Source organism: Agrobacterium larrymoorei (assembly GCF_013322225.1).
In the GTDB taxonomy this organism is placed as follows: Bacteria; Pseudomonadota; Alphaproteobacteria; order Rhizobiales; family Rhizobiaceae; genus Agrobacterium; species Agrobacterium larrymoorei_A.
Genome location: NZ_JAAMFB010000022.1, coordinates 178,335 through 200,890 on the forward strand (window position 1 = coordinate 178,335; position 22,556 = coordinate 200,890).

Annotated in this window: 21 protein-coding genes; 16 read left to right on the top strand and 5 right to left on the bottom strand. The window is 55.9% G+C overall.

Annotated elements, in window-relative coordinates:
- Positions 1 to 218 precede the first annotated feature (218 nt).
- The 4 genes from G6L28_RS14185 to G6L28_RS14200 all read left to right on the top strand — a co-directional run bounded on the left by G6L28_RS14185 (position 219) and on the right by G6L28_RS14200 (position 4,643).
- On the top strand, positions 219 to 1,199 hold the full coding sequence (locus G6L28_RS14185) for an ABC transporter permease (RefSeq protein WP_174064475.1): 981 nt from the start codon (positions 219 to 221) through the stop codon (positions 1,197 to 1,199).
- Between the two features lie 127 nt (positions 1,200 to 1,326).
- Positions 1,327 to 2,253 (top strand): sugar ABC transporter substrate-binding protein, encoded by a 927-nt coding sequence (locus G6L28_RS14190; protein WP_174064476.1) that lies wholly within the window; start codon positions 1,327 to 1,329, stop codon positions 2,251 to 2,253.
- A gap of 108 nt (positions 2,254 to 2,361) precedes the next feature.
- Positions 2,362 to 3,840, top strand: coding sequence for a sugar ABC transporter ATP-binding protein (locus G6L28_RS14195; protein WP_174064477.1), 1,479 nt, complete (start codon positions 2,362 to 2,364; stop codon positions 3,838 to 3,840).
- Positions 3,841 to 3,854: 14 nt separating this feature from the next.
- On the top strand, positions 3,855 to 4,643 hold the full coding sequence (locus tag G6L28_RS14200) for an SDR family oxidoreductase (protein WP_174064478.1): 789 nt from the start codon (positions 3,855 to 3,857) through the stop codon (positions 4,641 to 4,643).
- A 147-nt stretch (positions 4,644 to 4,790) separates the two neighbouring features.
- Here G6L28_RS14200 and G6L28_RS14205 read toward each other — a convergent pair whose 3' ends face one another.
- Both G6L28_RS14205 and G6L28_RS14210 read right to left on the bottom strand, forming a co-directional pair.
- On the bottom strand, positions 4,791 to 6,074 hold the full coding sequence (locus tag G6L28_RS14205; protein ID WP_174064479.1) for an MFS transporter: 1,284 nt from the start codon (positions 6,072 to 6,074) through the stop codon (positions 4,791 to 4,793).
- Between the two features lie 190 nt (positions 6,075 to 6,264).
- Complete coding sequence (locus G6L28_RS14210) at positions 6,265 to 6,720, bottom strand: MarR family winged helix-turn-helix transcriptional regulator (RefSeq protein WP_174064480.1); 456 nt, start codon at positions 6,718 to 6,720, stop codon at positions 6,265 to 6,267.
- 204 nt (positions 6,721 to 6,924) lie between these two features.
- Here G6L28_RS14210 and G6L28_RS14215 point away from each other — a divergent pair, with 204 nt between their 5' ends.
- From G6L28_RS14215 to G6L28_RS14240, 6 genes are read left to right on the top strand one after another with little or no spacing between them, the layout of a single operon-like run.
- Positions 6,925 to 7,509 (top strand): flavin reductase family protein, encoded by a 585-nt coding sequence (locus G6L28_RS14215; protein ID WP_174064481.1) that lies wholly within the window; start codon positions 6,925 to 6,927, stop codon positions 7,507 to 7,509.
- A gap of 13 nt (positions 7,510 to 7,522) precedes the next feature.
- Positions 7,523 to 8,755, top strand: a complete 1,233-nt coding sequence (locus tag G6L28_RS14220) for an acyl-CoA dehydrogenase family protein (protein ID WP_174064482.1) — start codon at positions 7,523 to 7,525, stop codon at positions 8,753 to 8,755.
- A 47-nt stretch (positions 8,756 to 8,802) separates the two neighbouring features.
- A complete protein-coding gene (gene tsdA / locus G6L28_RS14225) occupies positions 8,803 to 9,783 on the top strand; it encodes a gamma-resorcylate decarboxylase (RefSeq protein WP_174064483.1) in 981 nt (326 codons plus the stop codon).
- A 1-nt stretch (position 9,784) separates the two neighbouring features.
- Positions 9,785 to 10,846, top strand: coding sequence for a maleylacetate reductase (locus tag G6L28_RS14230; protein ID WP_174064484.1), 1,062 nt, complete (start codon positions 9,785 to 9,787; stop codon positions 10,844 to 10,846).
- A gap of 19 nt (positions 10,847 to 10,865) precedes the next feature.
- On the top strand, positions 10,866 to 11,714 hold the full coding sequence (locus tag G6L28_RS14235; RefSeq protein ID WP_174064485.1) for an intradiol ring-cleavage dioxygenase: 849 nt from the start codon (positions 10,866 to 10,868) through the stop codon (positions 11,712 to 11,714).
- The gene (locus tag G6L28_RS14240; RefSeq protein ID WP_174064486.1) at positions 11,711 to 12,016 is read left to right on the top strand and encodes a YciI family protein; all 306 of its coding nucleotides are present in this window, start codon (positions 11,711 to 11,713) and stop codon (positions 12,014 to 12,016) included. Before G6L28_RS14235 ends, G6L28_RS14240 begins: the two co-directional genes overlap by 4 nt.
- A 51-nt stretch (positions 12,017 to 12,067) precedes the next feature.
- Here G6L28_RS14240 and G6L28_RS14245 read toward each other — a convergent pair whose 3' ends face one another.
- On the bottom strand, positions 12,068 to 13,033 hold the full coding sequence (locus G6L28_RS14245) for a phytanoyl-CoA dioxygenase family protein (protein ID WP_234902582.1): 966 nt from the start codon (positions 13,031 to 13,033) through the stop codon (positions 12,068 to 12,070).
- 294 nt (positions 13,034 to 13,327) lie between these two features.
- Complete coding sequence (locus G6L28_RS23070; protein ID WP_174064487.1) at positions 13,328 to 13,906, bottom strand: acyltransferase; 579 nt, start codon at positions 13,904 to 13,906, stop codon at positions 13,328 to 13,330.
- Positions 13,907 to 14,319: 413 nt separating this feature from the next.
- On the opposite strand from G6L28_RS23070, the gene G6L28_RS14255 reads away from it, so the two are divergent.
- Positions 14,320 to 16,092 carry an FAD-dependent oxidoreductase gene (locus G6L28_RS14255; protein ID WP_174064488.1) on the top strand — a complete coding sequence of 591 codons (1,773 nt, stop codon included), beginning with the start codon at positions 14,320 to 14,322 and terminating at the stop codon, positions 16,090 to 16,092.
- A gap of 212 nt (positions 16,093 to 16,304) precedes the next feature.
- Here G6L28_RS14255 and G6L28_RS14260 read toward each other — a convergent pair whose 3' ends face one another.
- Positions 16,305 to 17,279, bottom strand: coding sequence for a methylenetetrahydrofolate reductase (locus tag G6L28_RS14260; RefSeq protein ID WP_234902576.1), 975 nt, complete (start codon positions 17,277 to 17,279; stop codon positions 16,305 to 16,307).
- A 200-nt stretch (positions 17,280 to 17,479) separates the two neighbouring features.
- Between G6L28_RS14260 and G6L28_RS14265 the strand changes: the two genes are divergently transcribed.
- The 5 genes from G6L28_RS14265 (at position 17,480) to G6L28_RS14285 (ending at position 22,541) form a co-directional block, all read left to right on the top strand.
- Positions 17,480 to 18,940, top strand: coding sequence for an aldehyde dehydrogenase (locus tag G6L28_RS14265; protein ID WP_174064585.1), 1,461 nt, complete (start codon positions 17,480 to 17,482; stop codon positions 18,938 to 18,940).
- A 148-nt stretch (positions 18,941 to 19,088) separates the two neighbouring features.
- Positions 19,089 to 20,078, top strand: a complete 990-nt coding sequence (locus G6L28_RS14270) for a VOC family protein (protein WP_174064489.1) — start codon at positions 19,089 to 19,091, stop codon at positions 20,076 to 20,078.
- 3 nt (positions 20,079 to 20,081) lie between these two features.
- The gene (locus tag G6L28_RS14275; protein ID WP_174064490.1) at positions 20,082 to 20,810 is read left to right on the top strand and encodes a PIG-L deacetylase family protein; all 729 of its coding nucleotides are present in this window, start codon (positions 20,082 to 20,084) and stop codon (positions 20,808 to 20,810) included.
- The gene (locus G6L28_RS14280; protein WP_174064491.1) at positions 20,810 to 21,481 is read left to right on the top strand and encodes a 4-carboxy-4-hydroxy-2-oxoadipate aldolase/oxaloacetate decarboxylase; all 672 of its coding nucleotides are present in this window, start codon (positions 20,810 to 20,812) and stop codon (positions 21,479 to 21,481) included. The genes G6L28_RS14275 and G6L28_RS14280 overlap by 1 nt, the downstream gene beginning before the upstream one ends.
- Entirely contained in the window at positions 21,474 to 22,541 is a 1,068-nt protein-coding gene (locus G6L28_RS14285) for a 4-oxalomesaconate tautomerase (RefSeq protein ID WP_202033633.1), read from the top strand. Before G6L28_RS14280 ends, G6L28_RS14285 begins: the two co-directional genes overlap by 8 nt.
- Positions 22,542 to 22,556: the final 15 nt, after the last annotated feature.

Consider the following 22,556-nt stretch of genomic DNA (forward strand, 5'->3'; position numbering starts at 1 on the left):
GCAAGTGTGAATATTTATACAGATAGCTATATAATTGCAGATATCGCCATCCTGTCAAGTCGCAAACCGATATTCGCCATATTTTTGGACGACATCAACCGCCATTGGTGACGCTATTGACAAGCATCGCAAATCTGACTTATGAATTTTACACCGAGTATGAATATTTATTCTAATCGGTTTAAAAGTTCTGATGTTTAGATGAATAGGGAGGAGCCATGACTGTGTTGGAGCGCAAGGACGCGATCGTCCAAAACAGAAGTCCGCTCGCCTGGCTGAGCGGCGCAACCGGGCCTCTCGTGGGTCTGTTGCTGCTGTGTGTGTTTCTTTCTTTCGCCAGTGAAAATTTCCTTTCGCTTCGCAACGGCCTTAATATTCTCGACCAGATCACCGTTTTGGGCATCATGGCCGTGGGCATGACATTCGTCATTCTGCTTGGCGGTATCGATCTTTCGGTTGGGTCCGTGCTGGCGCTATCCATGATGATCATGGGCTGGACGGCGAATGTCGCCGGGATGCCGATGGGTGCTGCGATCGTTCTTGCGCTTTTGGCGTCCGGTGTCTGTGGTCTCGTCGTCGGCATCCTCGTCACCGCGTTCCGCGTCCCTGCCTTTATCGCCACGCTTGCGATGATGTCGGTCGCGCGCGGTCTTGCCAACATGATCACGGATGGCCAGCAGATCGTCGGTTTTCCGGACTGGTTCATGATGCTGGCGATTGACCGTCATTTTGGCGTGATGACGGCAACCGTTCTTCTGATGCTGGTCGTCGTCGCTGTATCCTGGGCATTTCTGCGTTACAGGTCCGAAGGACGTACCGTCTATGCAGTGGGTGGAAACGCGGAAGTGGCGCGCCTCGCAGGCATCAATGTTCCGCTTGTCACGATCGGCGTTTATGTGATCTGCGCGGTTCTGGCCGGTCTTGCTGGTATCGTGCTCGCCGCTCGTCTCGACTCTGTTCAGCCATCCAGCGGCTTCGGTTATGAGCTCGATACCATTGCAGCGGTCGTCATCGGCGGCACATCCCTTTCCGGTGGCGCTGGCGGCATCGGCGGCACGCTGATCGGCGTGCTCATCATCGGCGTGCTTCGCAACGGCCTCAATCTTCTCAATGTTTCACCGTTCCTTCAGCAGGTCATCATCGGCGTCGTCATCGTGCTGGCCGTCGGTGCGGAGACCCTGCGCCGCAGGAAAGGCTAAGTTTCGCTTTCAGGCGGGGAGTTCCGCCTCAAACAGACCATCTCCCTCCAACGAGGGATGGGATAAACGGCCCGAGGGGAGGAGGCTCTGTCTCCCGAAGGCCATAACCAAAACCGGAGGAAAAGAAATGAAATTGTCTCGCATTCTGCTCGCATCCGCAGCACTCGCTCTCTCCCTCGGCTCGGCCAATGCCGCCGAAGTCAAGAAGATCGGTCTTGCCGTCGCCAACCTTCAGGCAAACTTCTTCAATCAGATCAAGCAGTCCGTCGAAGCCGAAGCCAAGACGCGCGGGATCACGGTCGTCACCGTCGATGCCAAGGGTGATGGCCCGACGCAGGTCAACCAGATCCAGGATCTTCTGACCCAGAACATCGACGCGCTAATCTACATTCCCGCAGGTGCGGCTGCCGCGACCGTTCCGGTGAAGCTTGCCAAAGCAGCTGGCGTTCCCGTCATCAACATCGACCGTAACGCCGATGGCGCACCTGGCGATACGTTCCTTGCGACGGATTCCGTTGCTTCTGCCAAGTCCGTTTGCGATTACATCATCAAGGAAGCTGGCGGTAAGGGCAAAATGGTCATGATCCATGGCCAGAAGGGTACGACGCCGGAAGTGGACCGCACAAAGGGCTGCATGGAATCCGTAAAGGCCAATCCTGACGTGAAGATTGTTGCCGAGCAATGGTCGAACATGTGGAGCCAGGACGAAGGTTTCCAGATCATGCAGAACATGCTGCAGGCAAACCCTGACGTTTCCATCGTGTTTGCGCAGGCTGACGGTCTCGCACTCGGTGCGGCACAGGCCATCAAGGTTGCAAATCCGTCGCAGAAGATTGTTGTCGGCGGTTTCGATGGCGATACGGCTGCACTCGAAGCGCTGAAAAACGGCGTATTCGACGTGACCGCAACCCAGCAGACCCAGAAGATGGGCCGCACGGCCGTCGAAATGGCCGTCAAGATCGTCGGAGGTGAAAAGGTTGAGCCAGTTCAGCTGCTTGATGCAACGCTGACGACGAAAGAAAACGTGGCTGGCTTCATCTCCAACCATCCTTGATGACTATCCGGGTGCCGTCTTCGTGGCGGCACCCGTTATTTTCGAACCGACGCTCTCCCGCAGAGACGATCCGGTTCTCTTACATGAAATATTGGGAGGTTCCCCGACATGCGTGAGCCGGTTCTTTCGCTCCGTGGCATCAGCAAACGTTATGGTCCACTCGAGGTCTTGAAGAATGTCGATCTCGACGTCTATGCGGGCGAGGTCGTGGCGCTACTGGGTGAGAATGGCGCTGGCAAATCCACCCTGTCCGGCATCATTGCCGGATCGCGCGAGCCCTCGCAGGGAACGATGACGTGGCTTGGCCAACCCTATGCCCCTGCATCTCCGCGCGAAGCCATCGACAAAGGCGTGGTGCTGATCCATCAGGAACTGAAGCTTCTGCCGGAATTGTCGATTGCCGAAAACGTCTTCATCGGTCGCTGGTTGATGAAAAACGGCAAGATCGACCGCACTGAGATGGTGCGGCGTGCGCAAGAGCAATTGTCGCGGCTCAACCTTCATATTCCCGCGAGCCGCAAAGTGGCTGGGCTGTCTACGGCCAACCAGCAGCTTATCGAGATTGCCAAGGCACTGACGCTGAATGCCAAGCTGCTTATTCTGGACGAGCCAACAGCAGCACTGGGCGGCGCGGAAACGCAGGCATTGTTCGAACAGGTACGCAAGCTGCGCGCCGAGGGCGTCGGCATCATCTACATTTCTCACCGCATGGAAGAAATCCGACAGATTACGGATCGCATCGTGGTCCTGCGTGATGGCGTGCGCGTCAACGAGTTTGCCGATAGCGCAACGCCCGTCCGAACCGTCGTCGAAAGCATGGTAGGGCGTTCGCTTGAGCGCATGTTCCCCACCTTGCCGGAAGCGCAGGACAAGGTCGTACTCGAGGTCAAGGGGCTGACAGGAGCGAACAACGCATTCCGCAATGTCAGCTTCGACGTTCGTGCAGGCGAAATCCTCGGTATTGCCGGCTTGATTGGCGCAGGCCGAACCGAACTGGTGCGCGCAATTGCCGGTGCCGATGCGATCTCCGAAGGAGAAATTCTGCTCGACGGCAAGCCGCTTAACCTGAAGGCACCATCGGACGCCATCGATAGAGGCATCGTCATGGTGCCGGAGGACCGCAAGCTTCAGGGCCTTGTGGTGGAGCATGAAATTGGCGAGAACATCATCTACGCCAATCTCGACCTACTCGGCACGGGCTGGGTCACGTCTGGCGTCAAGCGCCGTTTCGCCAATGCTGCCATTTCGAAATTCGGAGTGAAGGGCAGGGGCGAACAATCCGCATCCGATCTTTCCGGCGGTAACCAGCAGAAAGTGGTCATCGCCAAATGGCTTGCGCGCAACCCGCGCGTCGTCGTGCTGGACGAGCCGACGCGCGGCATCGATGTCGGCGCGCGCGCGGGCATTTACGACATCATCGTCGATCTGGCGAAACAGGGCGTGGCGGTCATCGTCGTCAGTTCCGATCTAGAAGAGGTGCTGGGCGTTTCCAGCCGCATCCTCGTTCTCGCCCAGGGAAATCAGGCCGGTATTCTCAACCGTGACGAGGCAAATGATGTTTCCGTCATGGAACTGGCGACAATCTGAAGAAGGAAATTTTCATGTCCACCATCACGCTCAACGCGCCGAAGCTTTTCGATCTTTCCGGCCAGGTAGCACTCGTTACGGGTGCCGGTTCCGGCATTGGCCAGCGCATCGCCATGGGCTTGGCGCAGGCCGGTGCCGATGTCGCGCTGCTCGACCGCCGCACCGATGACGGTCTGGCCCAGACGGCGGATTTCATCGCAAAGGCTGGCCGCAAGTCCGTGCAGATCGCAGCCGATGTGACGAGCAAGCAGGCGCTTGCCGATGCCGTAGCGAAGACCGAAGCGGATCTCGGCGCGCTGTCGCTCGCGGTGAATGCTGCCGGTATCGCCAATGCCAATCCGGCGGAGGAAATGGAGGAAAGCCAGTTCCAGACGATGATGGACATCAACCTGAAGGGCGTGTTTCTGTCCTGCCAGGCGGAAGCGCAGGCCATGCTGAAGCATGGTCGCGGCTCCATCGTCAACATTGCCTCCATGTCCGGCGTCATCGTCAATCGCGGGCTGATGCAGTGCCACTATAATGCGTCAAAGGCTGGCGTCATTCACATGTCGAAATCCATGGCGATGGAATGGGTCGGCAAGGGCCTGCGCGTCAACACCATCTCTCCCGGCTATACCGCAACACCCATGAATACTCGCCCGGAAATGGTGCACCAGACCAAGTTGTTCGAAGAACAGACGCCGATGCAGCGTATGGCCAATGTCGACGAAATGGTCGGCCCCGCGATCTTCCTGCTGTCGGATGCCGCAAGCTTCGTGACCGGCGTTGATCTCTTGGTCGATGGTGGTTTCTGCTGCTGGTAATTGAAGACCACAAGCCAGGTTTTTGGTCCGACGCTTGATGAATTGAACCGGCGTATATCAGCTAATTTAATCGCCAGATGCGCAGTAGCATCAAATACGGTCTCGAAGATGTTGGTAGGCAGTTGGCCTACCAACACATCCGACAGGTCAATGGGCCTTATTGCGGTAGAGAAGCGTTGTCAGTGCAAGAGCGCAACCGACAGCGCCAACCACGGCAAATATGTAGAAATTCCATTGCGGCGCCAGACCCGCACCGAGTACCGCGCCGCCGATTGCCGGCCCGATCATGCCGCCAATACGGCCTATCCCGAGCGAGAAGCCGAGGCCGGTTCCACGAATTTCTACCGGGTAGAGATTACCCACAAGAACATTCGCCAGGATTTGAGTACCGATTGTGCCGGTGCCAGCCAATCCGACCAGGCCGTAGACGAGCAGCCCCTGATCGACCTGGGTCAGTAGCCAGATAGACATGGCGCCGATCAGGAACATGGCCGATACCACGACTTTGACATTCCCGCGATCGGCAATCTTCGCTCCGATTAAAAGGCCGATCGCCGCGCCTGCGTTGAGTGTTACCGAAAACATCAGGGCGGAGCCTATATCGTAGCCCATTTTGTTCATGATCGTCGGCAGCCAATTGACCATGCCGAACGTCAATAACAGCGAACAGAAGTGGATGCCCCAAGCGTTTAATGTCGGCAGGAGGCGGCCTTGCGAAAACAGCGATCGAACGCCGTTTTGACGATCCACGGCAGGTCTCGGAATGGGGTTAGGAAGGCCAAACTCGCTTGCAATCAGATTGGCCTCCGCCTGTCTGTTTTTGGTCGCGAGCCATTCAGGAGATTCCGGGATCAGCTTCATAATGAAAGGCAGTAGCAGGATCGGCAGTCCTCCGATCATCATCAGAGGCCGCCAGCCATATTCCCGCACCAGCAGCAGACCGAGAAGACCGGAAATGATGCCCCCAAAAAGATAACCGAGAAGTGCCAGCGAATAGGCCATCGCTTTACGTTTCGGTGGTGAGAATTCGATGATGAGCGCGGTCACGGTTGGAAACAGCGCCCCGAGGCCAAGACCTGCCAGAAAGCGTGTGCCTTCGAAAATCAAAAAGTTCGGGGCGAGGCTGCTGCCAATCATCATGAGGGAAAAGCTGAGTAAGCTGCCAATGATGACTTTGCGCCGACCGACCCGGTCTGCGAGTGTGCCGGCGATCAAAGCGCCCAGCAGCATGCCGAAAAGGGTCAGCGAAGCGGCCCGCCCAGCCATGCCGGGTGTCAGGCCCCAGCTTTGTTCGGCAAGCAGGGCAGGGACGACGGCGCCATAGACGATCAGATCGTAGCCGTCGAACAGAATGAGCAGGCCGCATAGTGCGATGATGATATTCGGGCTTCTGACCCGCTCTTTGGTGATAGCGATATTTTGTATGGCCATGTTGCCTCCCCATACATTGCGCACAGCGAGCCGATCCCGAATGAGTCGGGTCAGAATAGCCTTTTGTGCAAGTCCTCCAGAATCGCTGTCGTCAAGTTTCCTCCAAAACCGAACTGCGCCAAATATAAACGCATTATGACAACAACGTTGCTAATAGATAATTGCATCCAAAATATTTGCAACTGCAAACTTATCGATTGCCGATTTTTCCTTTGCCGCCTGCCGAGAGCAGGTTGGCGCGCATTTGGCGAAGTGCATTCTTGAATGCATCCACTTCACTATCTGTCATGCCCGCGATAGCGATATTTTCGACCTCTACGGCAATCGGCATAAGCCGCTCGGTCAAAGCTTCGCCTTGTTGCGTGAGCCTGACGATGACAATCCGGCCATTGTCCTCGGGTCTGGTTCGACTGACGAGCTTGCGTTTGGAAAGAGTCCCGATCAGCCTCGACAGCGTGGATACTTCTACCGAAACGACATCAGCCAATTCACCCAGCGTACTTTCGCCGCGCTCTTTCAGCATTGCCAGGACGCGGTACATGGGAACGGTGAGACCGTCTTCTGCTATTTTCTGAGAAAACACTTCCGCAATACCGACGCCGGAGCGATTGAGAAGATAGGGAACGGAATCGGTCAGTTTGTACATGCTCTTCGTCTTTTTAGGGTGTGGCCGGGGCCGCCTCGAACAAGATGATATGGTGTACAGCCATGCACGTATCGAGCTGGAATGACAATGTAAAAGCCTTTCTTTCCGGCCATTTTTCGCTTCGTCACATCCCGCGCTAAAAATTGCATTGACAATATTTGCAAACGCAATAGTCTTGATTGCAAGGAGACACGGGAGGAAACTATGTCTGCCAATGCTGCCGTCGGAGAATCTCCGGCACTCATTTCGACCAACAATACGTCGATCGGCGCGCAACCCATCGAACCTATGGCAATAGGCGAAGCCTTTCGTGCCACGATGCGACGCTTTCCAGCAACCGTCACGGTTATCTCGGCCTGTCGTCACGGAACTGACCACGGGATGACGGCGACTGCTGTCACATCATTGTCGATGGACCCGCCGTCTCTCGTGATCTGCCTGAACAATCGAACGTTTCTTCACGACATGCTTCTGGAAGTACCGGAATTCGCGGTCAACGTTCTGACCGATCGCCAGATCGCGATCTCCGAAGGTTTCAGCGGGAAAGTCGCCCCGGAAAAACGCTTCGATTCCGAACGTTGGACCCGCCATCCAAGCGGCATGCTGGTACTAGATACCGCCCACGCCTCCGTCGTTTGTCGACGCATGGGAGCAGTCCCTTATGGAACGCACACAATATTCATCGGCCAGGTCGTTGATAGCCGCCTGTCCGAAGCGACCGTTCCTTTGATGTACGAGAATGCCAGCTATTGCGCGCCTCAGCAGGCGCAATCTTTCTCCCGAAACTAAAAAGGGTAGGCCCATGTTAAACACGGCAACCAAGATCGCTTCTTTACCGCGGTCAGGAACTGCTCGTCTTGCGGAGCGCATCGTTCCTGTTCTCGAAAAGATCAGGCAAAGCGCCCGCGACACCGAGAAATCAGGACGCGTTCCCAGCGCTCACATCGATCTCCTTCGTTCTGTCGGCTACTTCGATATCGTGAAACCCGCGCGTTTCGGCGGCGAGCAAGGTGCGTTTGCGGATCTTGTAGAGGCCAACATCGAAATTTCGGCAGCCTGCGCTTCCACCGGTTGGGTCGCCGGGCTCCTGTCTGCGCACCAGTGGCTTCTAGCCATGTTCGATGAGCGGGTGCAAAAGGAGGTCTGGGGCAGCAATCCCGATGCACTGCTTTGCGGTTCCTATGCGCCTGTTCGTATGGCCGAACGTGTCCCGGGTGGTTTCAAGCTTTCCGGAGACTGGGCTTTCGCAAGCGGATGCGAAAATGCTCAATGGGCACTTTGTGCGGCGATCATTCCTCCAGACACCGAGGGCGACCGAGCTGTGCCAGCGTTCTTGCTGGTTCCCGCGAGCGACTACAGCATTTCTGAGACCTGGGACGTGGTTGGTCTCGCGGGCACGGGATCGAAAAGCCTCGTCCTGCAAGACGTGTTCGTTCCGGAATACCGGATACTGACTTTCCCGGATGCGACTGCCGGTCGAACACCGGGTGGACGTGGATATAGCGGCGTCGGTCTCTACAATATACCGCTTCTGATGGGTGTACCGTTCTGTCTGGGAAGCGCTGCGGTCGGTGCGGCGAAGGGCGCATTGGAGAGCTATATTGATCTTATGAGCAACCGCGTCACGCGCGGCGCGGTTGCCGGTGGCAACAACAAGATCGCCGAGTTTCCGACGATCCAGCTTCGCGTCGCCGAAGCGGCCGCGTCCGTGGATGCAGCCCGGGAGATCATGCTGCGCGACATCACCAAGGCACAGGAACTCGCACAGGCACGGGAAGATGGTTTGGTAGAAATCACCGAGGAAGACCGGATTCTCGCCCGTCGCAGCCAGTCATTCTCGGTCAGTCTCGCGCTTCGGGCCGTGGAAGCGCTCAACGCATCGACGGGTGGGCTAGGTCTACAGATGTCCAACCCCGTACAGCGTGCGTGGCGCGATGCCAATGCGGTCGGACGACATATTTCCATGAACTGGGATGCCGTAGGCACCATGGCCGGACAGCAACTGCTCGGACTTCCACCCAAGGGTCAATACTGATCCGGCATCCTTTCATTTTCGATTGAAGACAAGAAAGAGAGAGTATCGTGCAAGGCAAGATCGCGCTCGAAGAACACTTCGCTATCCCAGACACGCTTCAGGACTCCGCAGGCTTCGTGCCGGGCGACTACTGGACTGAACTGTCCGCTCGGCTGCTGGATATTCAGGACAAGCGCCTGCGTTTGATGGATGCCTATGGCATTGAAAAAATGATTCTTTCACTCAACGCGCCAGCCGTCCAGGCGATACCGGATAAAGCGAAGGCGCTGGAAATTTCGCAGCGTGCGAACGATTTTCTGGCTGAGCAGTGCGTCAAGAACCCGAACCGTTTTCTGGGATTTGCAGCTCTGCCTCTACAAGATCCGGATGCGGCTGCGCAGGAGCTGCAGCGTTGTGTCACCACGCTCGGCTTCGTTGGCGCGTTGGTTAATGGCTTTTCTCAGGAAGGAGATGGCGCAACACCGCTCTATTACGATCTCCCGCAGTATCGGCCCTTCTGGGCCGAGGTCGAGAAGCTCAATGTTCCCTTTTATCTGCATCCGCGCAATCCCCTGCCGCAGGACGGCCGAATCTATGCCGGTCATTCCTGGCTGATGGGGCCTACCTGGGCGTTTGCACAGGAGACCGCCGTCCATGCACTTCGCCTGATGGGATCGGGCCTGTTCGACGAACATCCGGGACTGCGGATAATCGTCGGTCACATGGGGGAGGGGCTTCCCTACATGATGTGGCGCATCGACAATCGTAATGCGTGGGTCAAGGTCGAGAAAAGCTACCCGGCCAAGCGTCCGATAGCCGATTATTTCAATGAGAATTTCTACATCACCACATCCGGGAACTTCCGTACGCAATCGCTGATCGATGCGATGCTGGAAATCGGGGCGGACCGTATTCTGTTTTCCGCCGACTGGCCGTTCGAGAATATCGATCACGCGGCAGACTGGTTTGATAATGCCACCATCTCTGAGGCCGACCGTTTGAAGATCGGCCGCACCAACGCTGCTTCACTGTTCAAGCTCGACAGATAGAATGGTCAGGCCTTTCAGCTACAGCGTCAGTCCGGCGCAGATTATCTTTGGCAGCGGCTCGCTCAGCCGCCTGCCGGATGTCATCAAGGCGCAGGGCGGCACTCGCGCCCTGATCCTTTCCACCGTTCATCAGAAGGAAGAGGCGCAACAGATCGCCTCTTCCCTTGGCTCACTTACGGCGGGCCTGTTTACCGATGCGACGATGCATACACCCGTCGACGTCACCGAGCGGGCCGTTGCGGTATACAATGAGGTGAAGGCAGATTGCGTCGTTGCGATCGGTGGCGGCTCTACCATCGGTCTCGGTAAGGCCATCGCCTATCGAAACGACGCTCCACAGATCGTTGTCGCGACCACCTATGCAGGCTCCGAGGTAACCCCGATCCTTGGGCAGACGGAAAACGAGCGCAAGACAACGGTGCGCGGGACAAGCATTCTGCCTGAAGCGGTTATCTATGATCCTGACCTGACCCTGGGTTTGCCGGTCGCGATGAGCGTAAGCAGTGGCCTCAATGCCATGGCACACGCGGTTGAGGGGCTTTACGCGCAAGATCGTAATCCGATTTCGTCGATGATGGCCCTTGAAGGTCTGTGTGCGCTGAAGAAGGCCTTGCCGGAAATCGTAAGAACTCCATCTGACCTTGAAGCCCGAGGCGAGGCACTTTACGGCTCCTGGCTTTGCGGGACCGTTCTCGGTGCGGTGGGAATGGCCCTGCATCACAAACTCTGCCACACGCTTGGCGGCAGCTTTGATCTACCGCATGCGCAGACCCACGCGGTCGTGCTGCCGCATTCAGTGGCTTACAATGCGGTGGCTGCCGCTGATGCGCTTCAACCGGCTTGTGAACTTTTCGGCGGGTCCCTCGGTGGTGGGCTTTATGATTTCGCGGCCTCGATCGGCGCTCCCTTAGCCTTAAGGGACTTGGGAATGGTGGAAGCCGATCTCGATAAGGCGGCAGAGATTGCCGTGAGCAATCCCTACTGGAACCCGCGCCCGGTTGAAAAGAATGCAATCAGGGAATTGCTCCAGCGCGCCTGGGAGGGCACGCGGCCGCAACAGTGATTTTGGCAGGAGAGACGCAATGGCTGAATACTTCAGCGAAGAACGATCTGTAGAAGCAGTCAATTCCCGGATGGCGGAAGATATAAATCCCCGGCTGGCGCAGGTGATGGCTTCGTTGGTGCAGCATTTGCATGCTTTCGCCAAGGATGTGAAACTGACCCAGGCAGAATGGGATTTTGCCATTGGCTTCCTGACACGAACTGGGCATCTTTGTCACGACGAAAGGCAGGAGTTCATCCTCCTCAGTGATGTGTTGGGCTTTTCCATGCTTGTCGATGCGATCAATAACCGCCGTCCCAAGGGCGCGACGGAAAATACGGTTTTTGGCCCATTCCATGTGGAGGGCGCACCTGTCAGAGAAATGGGCGAAAACATTTCGCTCGATGGCAAGGGAGAAAGCTGTCTTTTCATAGGCCGCGTGCTTGATCTCGACGGCAAACCGATCAAGGGCGCACGGATCGACGTCTGGTCGGACAATTCGGATGGTTTCTACGATGTTCAGCAGCCCGGTATCCAACCGAAGTGGAACAACAGAGGTATTTTTATCACCGGCGCAGATGGCTGCTATAAATTTACTGGCATCAAGCCGGTGTCCTATCCCATACCCGACGACGGCCCTGTTGGTCAGTTGCTGACTTCACTCGGTCGCCATCCCTACCGCCCGGCACACACGCACTATCTGATAACGGCTGAGGGCTATCAGAAGCTGGTGACACACACATTTGTTGGCGATGACCCATACCTGGACTCCGACGCGGTCTTTGGCGTTAAAAACACCCTTATTGCGCCCTTCGAGCGGATCGAGGGACCCACTCTTTGGAGGTCGGATTTCGATTTCATTCTTACACCGACGAAGAGCGCTCGATGATCGTCGTCCGCTACGCGAAATCCGATCCCGGTCGAGGCGCGGATCGCTCCCGGTTGATAGAGCAGCACAAAGCTCATATTCGTAACACGAAGCTTCGAATTCTGCTGTCTGGACCTTCGGCATCGCAGCCGGATGGCGGAGCCAACGCCGCCATCCTCATCGCCGAAGTCGATACACTCGAACAGTTCGAGGAGTTCAGCGCATCCGATCCCTTTGTTGCCGCTGGGGTTTACGAAAGCGTCGAAATCGTTGAGTGGCGCCCCAGTTTCGGAAATCTATTGGATGCTCTGCATTCGAGATAACCAATAACGCTACCCGACTGATCAAGCCACAGCTGATTTTCGCGGTTCGTTTTATCGGATGACTGGCTCCCCGTGAAACCGACGTTTCGAGGGCTTGGAAACGCCGAATCCGACTTCCATCATCAGGCGAGGATTTTTCTTGGCCAGAGTGCCCATATGGAAACCAAATGGGTCTTCGACAAACCCCGTTCCGGCCTTGCCCGTGATCGTTACAGCCCTATCGCCTCCGTAATACTCGGTGACCTCCTCTGAAGGGTGGCCGACGACCATTGTAAGCTGGTGCTTCAAACGTCTCCTGTTATGGCTGCCACGTACGAAGACATGGGGACCAGCATTCTCATCCACGTCGGTAAGGTAAAAGAAAAACTTGAGCATCCGCCAGTCGTCGAGATCGAAATGGTATTTGAATGATGCCCTGCTCAGATCGAGGTCCGTGGCCGATTTGGTCGGGAAACTCCACCACGTTCTGGTGGTGATTAATTGTGCTTCTCCGCCCAGGTAATTCATCGCGATGCTCTTGAGCAACGGATCCTGTTGGACAGTGATCGCGGCGTCACACTCTGAAACTCGTTCGAAGTGATGCCCGCTCAGGATGGACGTGCCAAAGTCACGCTCAGCGCGCTCATGCTCACCAGCCAGAAACTCCTTGTTACGATCAAAATTCCCAAAGCACGGAGTTTCCCGACCAAAGCGCGAGATTTCCTGGTGGATAGCGTCTGGCAGTGTGAGGCCGGTAAAGATACCGGAACTTTTTAGCTCAGTGGCGACAGCTTTGGCATCAAGATTTCCAAAAATCGAGCGTCCAGCTACGTTAATTCGCGGCGCGGGCTTTGCAAAAAGCCAGTGCGCCCGTCTGAAGGGCATGGTTCGTGCAAGAACAAACATTGGCAGCCAGAATGGGTTCTCGCGCAGATCGGTCATATACGTCGGCAGGCGCGCTTTCATCCGCTGCAACGTGCCTCCGGAACGGGCGATCGTTTCCAGGTCTTGCGGAGTTCTTTTCGAAGGAGAGGGCATGTGGCGACATCCTATACGGTTCTCCCCCAGCAGCTCAATGTTGATGTTCGCGCCTGATCGCACTACATCAATGGCTTCATTATTGCGATGCAGCATTTATTTGATAGTACAAATAGTTGCCAATAATTTCAGTATGTTAACATGTTGTGAAGTGAAGCATAAGATGCCATCGCATCCTAATCAAGCAGACGCTATCGGTCTAATCATCGCAAAACTGTGCAACAGTCTTGCGACAAAGACATGCAAAACGAAACCCAAATCATGCCGCGTAAATCCTCTTTCACGCACCATGCTTTAGGGGGTCCACTTCATATTTTCTTTGACTACCCTCGCAGGGTTTCCTGCAACAACAGAGCCGGCAGGGACGTCCCTGGTGACAACGGCTCCCGCTGCAACAACTGCGCCATCACCGATTGTCACACCTTTCAGGATGATGGCACGCATTCCAATCCATACATTATTGCCGATTGATATGGGTGCTTTGTTGGCGCGGCCGACAATTGTATGGCCATCCCAGTCCCGTATGATGACCTGATCCGCGATGAAGACCTGCTCGCCGATCGTAATCTCAAGGCCACATGAGATCCAGGTATGTCGGTTTGCGAACCCACTGCCGAGTGTAAGCTTCGCTTCGCTCTGGATGCCGATGGTGCTGCCGCCGAAAACATCGAAGCGGCCATTGAGCCTTAGCTGGCCACCCGGCTGGATAATGAGCTGGATTGGCTCCGGGACAAGTCCCTTCCATGCCTGTCCTAAAAATAACTGCCCCTTGCCAGAAATGGACCCTTTGACATGCGCTTTGCCTCCCTGAAGAAGTCTGATCGACTTATTTATTCTGGGCCTCAACAAACCTTGAAGCAGACTTTTAACCATGCATGGAACCCGTTCGGTCAGTGTTGAAAAATGTCATGCACTCTCAGCCACCACTGGCGTCGCCAAAGCCTCCTGTCTTCACCTGCAAGTCCAAAAAATAAAATTGCCCGGCAAAGAGTTTGCGCGGGTATCGGCAGTCAAATCCGCATGGTTTGCGAGTAAATACTGATGTCACACCAAGCGTTGTGTTCTCACCACTCGTCACAAATCCAATCGGCTGTTTAGCACATTTGGATATCAATGTTGCACTGCAAAAAATTGGGTATTTTCTACGGGGGACGATTGGAGCAAGACTTTTGCGGGTATTCTGGCTCAGCAAAGGATAGGGCCAGTTTGGGGTGCATCGGAGAATAAACTCGGATCGACCGCCTTCTCGTTAGCAGGGCCAGTCTTTCCCAAAGTGAGTTGACACGATGGTCTCCAATATCAATCGACGCCACTTCATCGTTGGCGCAGCACTTTTGGTAAGCTCAAGGATTGCTTTTGCCACGGATAGGCAATCGGACATCGTCATCTACGGAATGACAAGTGGGGCGGTCACGGCAGCCATTCAGGCGCGTGAGATGGGCTTGTCTCCGGTCATCGTCGGCGGCTGGCGTGACCGGCATATCGGCGGAATGATGACGGGGGGACTTGGCGGCACAGATATCGCGTCCGGACAAGCTTATGGTGGTCTCGCACGTCATGTCATCAGCCTCATCAATAAAGCCGCAGGGCGGCCCGACGATCAATTTTCTTTTGAGCCGCGCTACGCGGAAGATGTCTTCAAGACGCTGCTGAAAACCTATGACATTCCTGTCATCCAGACAGCCGGGGTCCATCGCGTCAGAAAAGACGGTTCAGTTCTGCAGGCCCTTGAAACGATGGACGGGCAGATCTTCAAGGGGCGGGTATTCATCGACGCCAGTTACGAGGGAGATCTCATCGCCGCCGCAGGCGTCACCACCATAGTCGGCCGTGAAGCTCGCAACGGGGACAACATATTGAACGGGTTTCGCGGCACCGACCACGCTGCGCTCGGCACGAACCATAATTTCTACAGCTGGCGCCGGTTCGAGAAGGTTCTGGGTCCGATTTGTATCGACCCGTATTCCGTGCGGGGAACTCCGGGCAGCGGGCTCTTGCCTGGTATTCGATCCTATCCACAGCCTGAAGAGGGGGCGGCAGACCGAGCAGTACAGGCCTATAATTTTCGCATGACCATGACCAAAGACGAAAGTCGGCGGGTGGATTTGCCCGATCAAGCTCCTCAAGGCTTTGATCCTGCCCGATATGAGTTGCTCTACCGATGGATAGAGATTCAGAACAGTCGAGGTCTTCTGGACAATCCTGCAGAGGCGGTGAAGGGATTTCTGCTTCATAACGATATTGGTCGCGACGTCTTTGACATCAATAATTCTGGTCCGGTATCCACGGATTTTATCGGCGCATCCTGGAGCTATCCTCAAGCCGACTATCCTACCCGTGAGAGGATATGGAAGGCGCATGAAATGTGGATCCGCGGACTATTCTACGCGCTCCAGCACAATCCAGATCCTCGCATGCCCGGAGCACTTCGGGATGCCTTCAGGCAGTACGGTCTCGACGAGGCTCACTATCCCATGCCCCACGAGAATGACGACCGACATTGGCCTTATCAGCTATACGTCCGCGAGGCGCGCCGTATGGTGTCGGATTACCAGATGAACGGGCGAGAAGTCGCTGCGAATGATGACATGGATCCGCTGGATTCCCGAACGATCGGGAGCGGTTCCTACAATCGCGATAGCCATCATACCCAGCGCATTTTGCGTGCTCATTCCACCGTACTCAATCTTTCGTCGGTGTCGGTGTGGAATGAAGGCAACTTCGAAGCTCCTTCCGGTGGGGCAGACAAGATTTTTCCCATACCCTACGGCGCTATTCTTCCACGCAGGTCGGAATGCTCTAATCTGCTTTCTATCTTCGCAATCAGCGCGACACACGAAGCTTTCGGGGCAACGCGTATGGAAATGTCACTCATGCAGCTTGGACAATCCGCAGGGGCGGCGGCGGGATTGACCGTCAAAAGCCAAGCCGACGTACAGGACATTCCTCACGATGAGCTGGTCTCCGCGTTTTTTCTACCAGACACCAAAACCCCTCCGGTATTGCCCCGGAAAGCCGTTCCTAAGAACCTCGTGGACGCCAACTCACCATCGAACTAGATTTGAAAATATGTTGCATCAACCACGCTGATCCTTTCGGCGACGGTGCGCTTGTCACTGTCGCCGAGGCTTCCAAAAAAGGTGTTACACGCTCTGCCCACTGATTGAGTGTTCGCGCCGCAGACTCGGTGCGGCTAAATATGTGGTCTGGCGGCGGAGATGCCTCCATTCACTTGCGACTGGACCATCACCGATCACGGACGGCAGACCCCTTAAATGGTCGTTTTCATTGGTGCGACTGAAGTTGTATTCAGGTCCATCCAATCCGCTGCTGCCTTTATTCCACCGAGCGGGAAGACGTGAAGCTGAGCGATCAGGCTGTCTGGATTACGGGCGACATAATCGCTGAGTCCAGCAACCATTTCGACCGGCTCGTAAGGGGAAAGCAGTCGGGTGACGTCAAGCGCACGTTTTTGCAGAACTTTGAGAGAAGGCCCCACGCCGCAAGAGATGGCAAACTGTATAAGGGTTTGTAATTTGGCTGGACCTGCAATTCCGACATGCACAGGCAGCGTAATGCCGGATGCGGCCATCCGCTCTACCCAATCGGTAATAACTTTGGGATCAAAGCCGAATTGGGTAACGATAGCCATGTCCGCATCGGTGCGTTCAGAAAATCCGTTCTTCCATTGTAGAGCGTTGTCGACATTGCTGGTGGAGCCGTCCCTGTCTATGTCTTTATTGCCTTCAGGATGGCCGGCCACATGCAGGCGCTTGAAGCCATGCCGGTCGAAAAAGCCGCTTTCAATCAGATCCATAGAGCTGTTGAGATTGCCGGCGGGGCTCTTGTCTCCGCCTCCAATTAAAAGCGCCTCCGTGACGTCGGCTTCGTTCCGGTAGCGATTGATCCAGTCTTCCAATGTGGCAAGGTCAGGAATGCTTCGGGCTGGAAAATGCGGCATGACGGCAAAGCCATCCCGGCGAATGCGACTTGCAGTGGCCACCATGTCCTCAATGGGTGTGCCCGCGATGTGCGCAATATAAACACGCGTTCTGGCGGGCAGCAGTGTTTTGAAATCCTCGATTTTAGCGGCAGTGCGCGGCATGACCTCGATGGACCATGTGTGCAGGAGGGTACTGTCGTTGATCGTTGTGCTCGCCTGCGCCTTTGAACGGGTGATAAAATTCAACAACGTCATCCGTCTCTCCTCTTCATGTAAAAATGTATACAACGACTCTGACGTCATCAAGCATATTTTATTTCATCCGCCCGTTTTCGCAGATTATTACGTTGATTTGCGATTTGAGTTGGCTCATAAAGAATACATTCTGTGGTTGGCGAGGGAGGAGGTCTTTCGTCAGGCGCGGCGAATACGACCGATTACCGATTGCGGCACATTGGCTGTTTTCCGGTTGTTTAAAAGAGGAGGGTACTACCGTGAATATTATGTCGAAGCATATTTCCGAGCTGCGTGCGCCTGAAAAGTTTTTTATCGATGGCGCATGGGTTGCTCCGCGCTCATCTGCGACACTTGACGTCATTTCTCCTGTCACTGAAGAAATTTTGATCCAGTATCCGGAAGCCTCTCGCGAAGATGTGGACGCTGCGGTGGAGGCGGCGCGTGAGGCTTTCGACAATGGCGCGTGGCCGCGAATGTCCCCTGCCGAGCGCGTACCCTATCTACGAAAGATTGCGGAGCATATCCGGTCGCGCCTGGATGAGATTGCCAATGCCTGGACCTTACAGGTCGGTGCCCCGATCATGCTGACAAGCAAGGTTGCGGGACAAAACGCGCAACTGTTCGAATTTTATGCCGATCTGATCGAAAGCGGTAACTTCACTTTCGTCGATGAGCGCAAACGCCCTGAAGGAGGACAAAGCCGTATCGTGAAGGAGCCGGTGGGTGTGTGCGCGGCAATTTCGCCGTGGAATGCGCCGATGGTGCTGTTGACCTACAAGATTGCCGCCGGTCTTGCAGCTGGCTGTACATTCGTCGCCAAACCTTCGCCGGAAACGCCTCTGGAAGCCTACATCCTGGCGGAGGCGATTGAAGCTGCTGGCTTGCCGAAAGGGGTTTTCAACCTTGTCCCCGCGGGCCGTGAGGTTGGAGACTATCTGGTGCGGCACAAAGGTATCGACAAGGTTGCCTTCACCGGTTCGACTGCAGCTGGAAAGCATATTGCGGCCGCATGCGCGGAGCGCCTTGCACGGGTAACATTGGAGCTTGGCGGCAAATCCGCCGCGATCCTGCTGGAAGATGCTGATTTCAAGGCAGCTTTGCCCAGCCTGATGGTCTACACCATGCCAATTACCGGCCAGGTCTGCTTCTCGCTGACCCGTATTCTGGTGCCAGAAAGCCGCAAACAGGAATTTCTCGACCTCTATCTTGCCGGCGTTGCCAATCTCAAGGTCGGCGACCCTTCCGACGCATCGGTGCATATGGGGCCGCTGGCGATGAAGCGGCAATTGGATCGCGTGCTGGATTATATTGAAGCCGGTAAATCGGATGGCGCGACACTGGCCATTGGTGGCGGTCGCCTGGAAGGGTTGGACAAGGGGTATTTCGTTCAGCCAACGGTCTTCACAGATGTCACGCCTGACATGAGGATTGCGCAGGAAGAAATCTTCGGTCCTGTCGTTTCGGTCATTACCTATAGCGACGAAGAGGATGCCATCGCCAAGGCGAACGACAGTATCTATGGCTTGAACGGTGCGATCTATTCCACAGACCCGGAACACGCCTATCGTGTCGCACTGCGGGTTCGATCCGGCCATCTTTCGATCAACGGTAATATTGTCGATGTGACCATGCCGTTCGGTGGTGTGAAGCAATCCGGTGTCGGTCGCGAAGGCGGTATTGAAGGGCTGGAAAATTACCTTGAAACCAAGACGGTAAATTTCGCCTGATCCGATAGTCTGCTGACCCGCCTGTAAAGAATACAGGCGGGTCATCCTGGATTTCAGAAGAACGGGCGATTGCTACACGCATGCAAGCGGCGTGGACGATCTGCTGACCTTGTTCGAAAATTGCATATCGCAGGGAGGAGAAGACACGATGGCAGAGCCGTGTTTCGACGTGGCGCATCTGGGTCATGTCGAGCTTTATACGAACAGGTTCGAGGAAAGCCTTGATTTCTTCACCCGTGTCTATGGTCTGACGCCGAGCCGCATTGAAGGCGATAGCGCTTATCTGCGTGCCTTTGACGACTATGAATTCCATACGCTGAGGCTCACCCGGCATCACACGACGGGTATCGGTCATGTCGCCTATCGCACTTCGTCACCAGAGGCGCTGGAGCGGCGGGTCAAGGTGATCGAGGATATGGGATGTGCGCTCGGATGGGTGGAGGGAGACGCTGGTCATGGCCCCGCGTTTCGGTTTTCCGATCCTGACGGACATGTTTTTGAGCTTTATTATGACACGAATATCTATGAGGCACCGCCGGAAGAGCGGCCTGCCTTGAAGAACATCGCCCAGCGATATCACGGGCGAGGGGTCTGCCCGCGCAGGCTGGATCATCTGAACCTGCTGGCAACCGACGTGGAAGCCATCCGTGATTTCATGACCAAGGCGCTCGGCAGCCGGGTGACGGAGCAGATTCAACTGGACAGCGGAAGGCTTGGGGGATGCTGGTTCACCGTCAACAACAAGAGCTATGACATTGCCTATTCACAAGACCATACCGGCACGAGGGGCCGCTTTCATCATCTGACCTACGCCGTCGATCAGCGCGAGGATATTTTGCGCGCGGCCGATATCTTCCTCGAAAACGGCGTTCACATCGAAACGGGCCCGCACAAGCACGCCATTCAAGGCACCTTCTTTCTCTACGTCTGGGAACCTGCCGGCAACCGCGTGGAACTTGCCAATGCCGGAGCACGGCTGATCCTGCGACCCGACTGGCCGACCGTGACCTGGACGGAAACGGAGCGCAAGAAGGGTCAGGCGTGGGGCCTCAAAACAATCGAGACTTTTCACACACATGGCACGCCACCTGCGGATGCAGCGTTGGCGGCCCCACATTCACACGGCAGGAAGGATTGAACCATGGCAAAGACAGCACTTGTGATTTCCGCGCATTCGGCGGATTTCGTCTGGCGATGTGGGGGCGCAATCGCGCTTCATGCCGAAAAAGGATACGATGTGACCGTGCTCTGCCTGTCTTACGGCGAGCGCGGCGAGAGCGCCAAGCTGTGGAAACAGCCTAAGATGACGCTGGAAAAGGTCAAGGCCGGACGCCGAACCGAGGCGGAGAACGCAGCCAAGGCACTCAATGTCCATGATATCCAGTTTTTCGACCTGGGCGATTACCCGCTGGAAGTGGACCGGGATGCCAAATACCGCATCGTCGATGTGATCCGAAAAGTTCAGCCGGAATTCATGCTCAGCCATTCCAAATGGGACCCCTACAACACCGACCACATGTATGCGACCCAGATCGCCATCGAAGCGCGGATGATCGCGCAGGCATGGGGTCATAATCCGGGCGAAAAGGTACTTGGGGCGCCACAGCTTTATCTGTTCGAACCGCACCAGACCGAGCAGATGGAATGGAAGCCGGATGTCTTTCTCGACATATCGCCGGTCTGGGAAAAGAAGTGGGCCGCAATCCAGTGCATGGAGGGGCAGGAGCACCTTTGGCACTATTACAGGAATGTTGCGGAAAATCGGGGGAACCATTTCATGCGTAATTCGGGTGGCCAGTCCGGCGGGCGCAAGTCCACCCATGCCGAGGGTTTTCAATCCGTCTTTCCTCGCACCGTGGATGAACTGTGATGGGTGTGGTCGTACAGAATATCAACCGCGCCGATGCGTCCGTTGTAGAGCGGCTTGCCGCCTGCGGCGTCGCTACCGTGCATGAGGCGCAGGGACGAAAGGGCCTGCTCGCCAGTTACATGAGGCCGATCTATTCCGGTGCGCGGTTGGCGGCCAGCGCCGTGACGATTTCCTCTCCGCCAGGTGATAACTGGATGGTGCATGTGGCCATCGAACAATTGCAGGCAGGCGATATTCTGGTGCTGGCACCGACCAGTCCCTGCGAAGATGGCTACTTCGGCGATTTACTGGCAACGTCTGCACAGGCACGCGGCTGCAAGGGTCTCATCATTGACGCGGGCGTCCGCGATGTCGCGGATTTGACGGATATGGAATTTCCCGTCTGGTCCAAGGCCGTTTTTGCTCAGGGCACGGTCAAGGAAACGCTGGGCTCTATCAATGTGCCGGTGGTTTGCGCAGGCGCTTTGATCAATCCGGGCGATGTGATCGTTGCCGATGACGACGGCGTTTGCGTTGTGCGCCGCGAGGAAGCGGAAGAGGTTGCGGCAAAGGCGCAGGCGCGTGTCGCCGCGGAAGACGCGAAACGCAAAAGGCTGGCTGCGGGTGAATTAGGCCTTGATATTTATGACATGCGCAAGCGGCTGGCCGAGAGAGGACTGAAATATGTCTGACACCACCGGAAGGTCTGCCAGAGATGGTGTGCGGTGCATGTGGATGCGCGGCGGCACGTCCAAGGGAGGGTATTTTCTGGCCAGCGATCTGCCACCGGATCGGGACGACTTTCTATTGCGCATGATGGGCTCTCCGGACGCGCGCCAGATAGACGGTATGGGAGGTGCCAACCCGCTCACCTCCAAAGTGGCGGTCGTCAAAGCGTCAGACAGAACGGAGGCCGATGTAGATTACCTGTTTCTTCAGGTCTTCGTCGATCAGGCCACCGTCAGCGACGGACAAAACTGCGGCAATATCCTTGCAGGTGTCGGGCCCTTTGCAATCGAGCGAGGGTTGGCGAAAGCCAATGAGGGTGAAACTGAAGTCAGTATATTCATGGAAAATACCGGCCAGATTGCCATCGCCAAGGTTAAAACCCCCGGTGGGCAGGTCACCTATTCCGGCGATGCACGCATAGACGGCGTACCGGGAACCGCAGCGCCGGTGCCGATTACCTTTGCCGATACGGCGGGTTCCAGTTGCGGAGCGTTGCTGCCGACAGGCAACGAAGTCGACATTATCGACGGCGTTGAATGCACGCTGATCGATAACGGTATGCCCTGTGTCGTGATGAAGGCATCCGACATGGGCATTCTTGGTACGGAAACACCGGAGGCGCTTGAAGCAGACGAAAGGCTGCGGGCAAGGCTGGAGGTCATTCGGCTGAAGGCGGGGCCGCTGATGAACCTCGGTGATGTCACGGCCAAGTCTGTTCCCAAGATGACGATGGTTTCGCCTGCTGCAAACGGAGGCGCAATTTCCACCCGGACCTTCATTCCGCATCGTTGCCACGATGCGATCGGTGTCCTTGGCGCGGTCAGTGTCGCCACCGCCTGCCTGTTGAAAACCGGACCGGCAGCGGATCTGGCAAAGGTAGATGAAGGCGACGAGGTTCTTATTTCGGTCGAGCATCCGACCGGGGAAATGAGTGTGATCGTGACCGTGCGGGAGGGGGCAGTCACGAACGCGGCTGTATTACGCACGGCACGTAAACTTTTCGATGGCGAGATATTTGCATAAGTCGAGTGCAACAGG

Bases quoted from the DNA above. Each gene is read 5' to 3' on its own strand.
- G6L28_RS14260 (WP_234902576.1), bottom strand. From the start codon at position 17,279: ATGACGTCAGAGTCGTTGTATACATTTTTACATGAAGAGGAGAGACGG.
- G6L28_RS14240 (WP_174064486.1), top strand. From the start codon at position 11,711: ATGATCGTCGTCCGCTACGCGAAATCCGATCCCGGTCGAGGCGCGGAT.
- G6L28_RS14200 (WP_174064478.1), top strand. From the start codon at position 3,855: ATGTCCACCATCACGCTCAACGCGCCGAAGCTTTTCGATCTTTCCGGC.
- G6L28_RS14210 (WP_174064480.1), bottom strand. From the start codon at position 6,720: ATGTACAAACTGACCGATTCCGTTCCCTATCTTCTCAATCGCTCCGGC.
- G6L28_RS14270 (WP_174064489.1), top strand. From the start codon at position 19,089: ATGGCAGAGCCGTGTTTCGACGTGGCGCATCTGGGTCATGTCGAGCTT.
- G6L28_RS14195 (WP_174064477.1), top strand. From the start codon at position 2,362: ATGCGTGAGCCGGTTCTTTCGCTCCGTGGCATCAGCAAACGTTATGGT.
- G6L28_RS14230 (WP_174064484.1), top strand. From the start codon at position 9,785: ATGGTCAGGCCTTTCAGCTACAGCGTCAGTCCGGCGCAGATTATCTTT.
- G6L28_RS14215 (WP_174064481.1), top strand. From the start codon at position 6,925: ATGTCTGCCAATGCTGCCGTCGGAGAATCTCCGGCACTCATTTCGACC.
- G6L28_RS14255 (WP_174064488.1), top strand. From the start codon at position 14,320: ATGGTCTCCAATATCAATCGACGCCACTTCATCGTTGGCGCAGCACTT.
- G6L28_RS14265 (WP_174064585.1), top strand. From the start codon at position 17,480: ATGTCGAAGCATATTTCCGAGCTGCGTGCGCCTGAAAAGTTTTTTATC.
- G6L28_RS23070 (WP_174064487.1), bottom strand. From the start codon at position 13,906: ATGGTTAAAAGTCTGCTTCAAGGTTTGTTGAGGCCCAGAATAAATAAG.
- G6L28_RS14205 (WP_174064479.1), bottom strand. From the start codon at position 6,074: ATGGCCATACAAAATATCGCTATCACCAAAGAGCGGGTCAGAAGCCCG.
- G6L28_RS14190 (WP_174064476.1), top strand. From the start codon at position 1,327: ATGAAATTGTCTCGCATTCTGCTCGCATCCGCAGCACTCGCTCTCTCC.
- G6L28_RS14280 (WP_174064491.1), top strand. From the start codon at position 20,810: ATGGGTGTGGTCGTACAGAATATCAACCGCGCCGATGCGTCCGTTGTA.
- G6L28_RS14275 (WP_174064490.1), top strand. From the start codon at position 20,082: ATGGCAAAGACAGCACTTGTGATTTCCGCGCATTCGGCGGATTTCGTC.
- G6L28_RS14220 (WP_174064482.1), top strand. From the start codon at position 7,523: ATGTTAAACACGGCAACCAAGATCGCTTCTTTACCGCGGTCAGGAACT.
- G6L28_RS14285 (WP_202033633.1), top strand. From the start codon at position 21,474: ATGTCTGACACCACCGGAAGGTCTGCCAGAGATGGTGTGCGGTGCATG.
- G6L28_RS14235 (WP_174064485.1), top strand. From the start codon at position 10,866: ATGGCTGAATACTTCAGCGAAGAACGATCTGTAGAAGCAGTCAATTCC.
- G6L28_RS14245 (WP_234902582.1), bottom strand. From the start codon at position 13,033: ATGCCCTCTCCTTCGAAAAGAACTCCGCAAGACCTGGAAACGATCGCC.
- G6L28_RS14185 (WP_174064475.1), top strand. From the start codon at position 219: ATGACTGTGTTGGAGCGCAAGGACGCGATCGTCCAAAACAGAAGTCCG.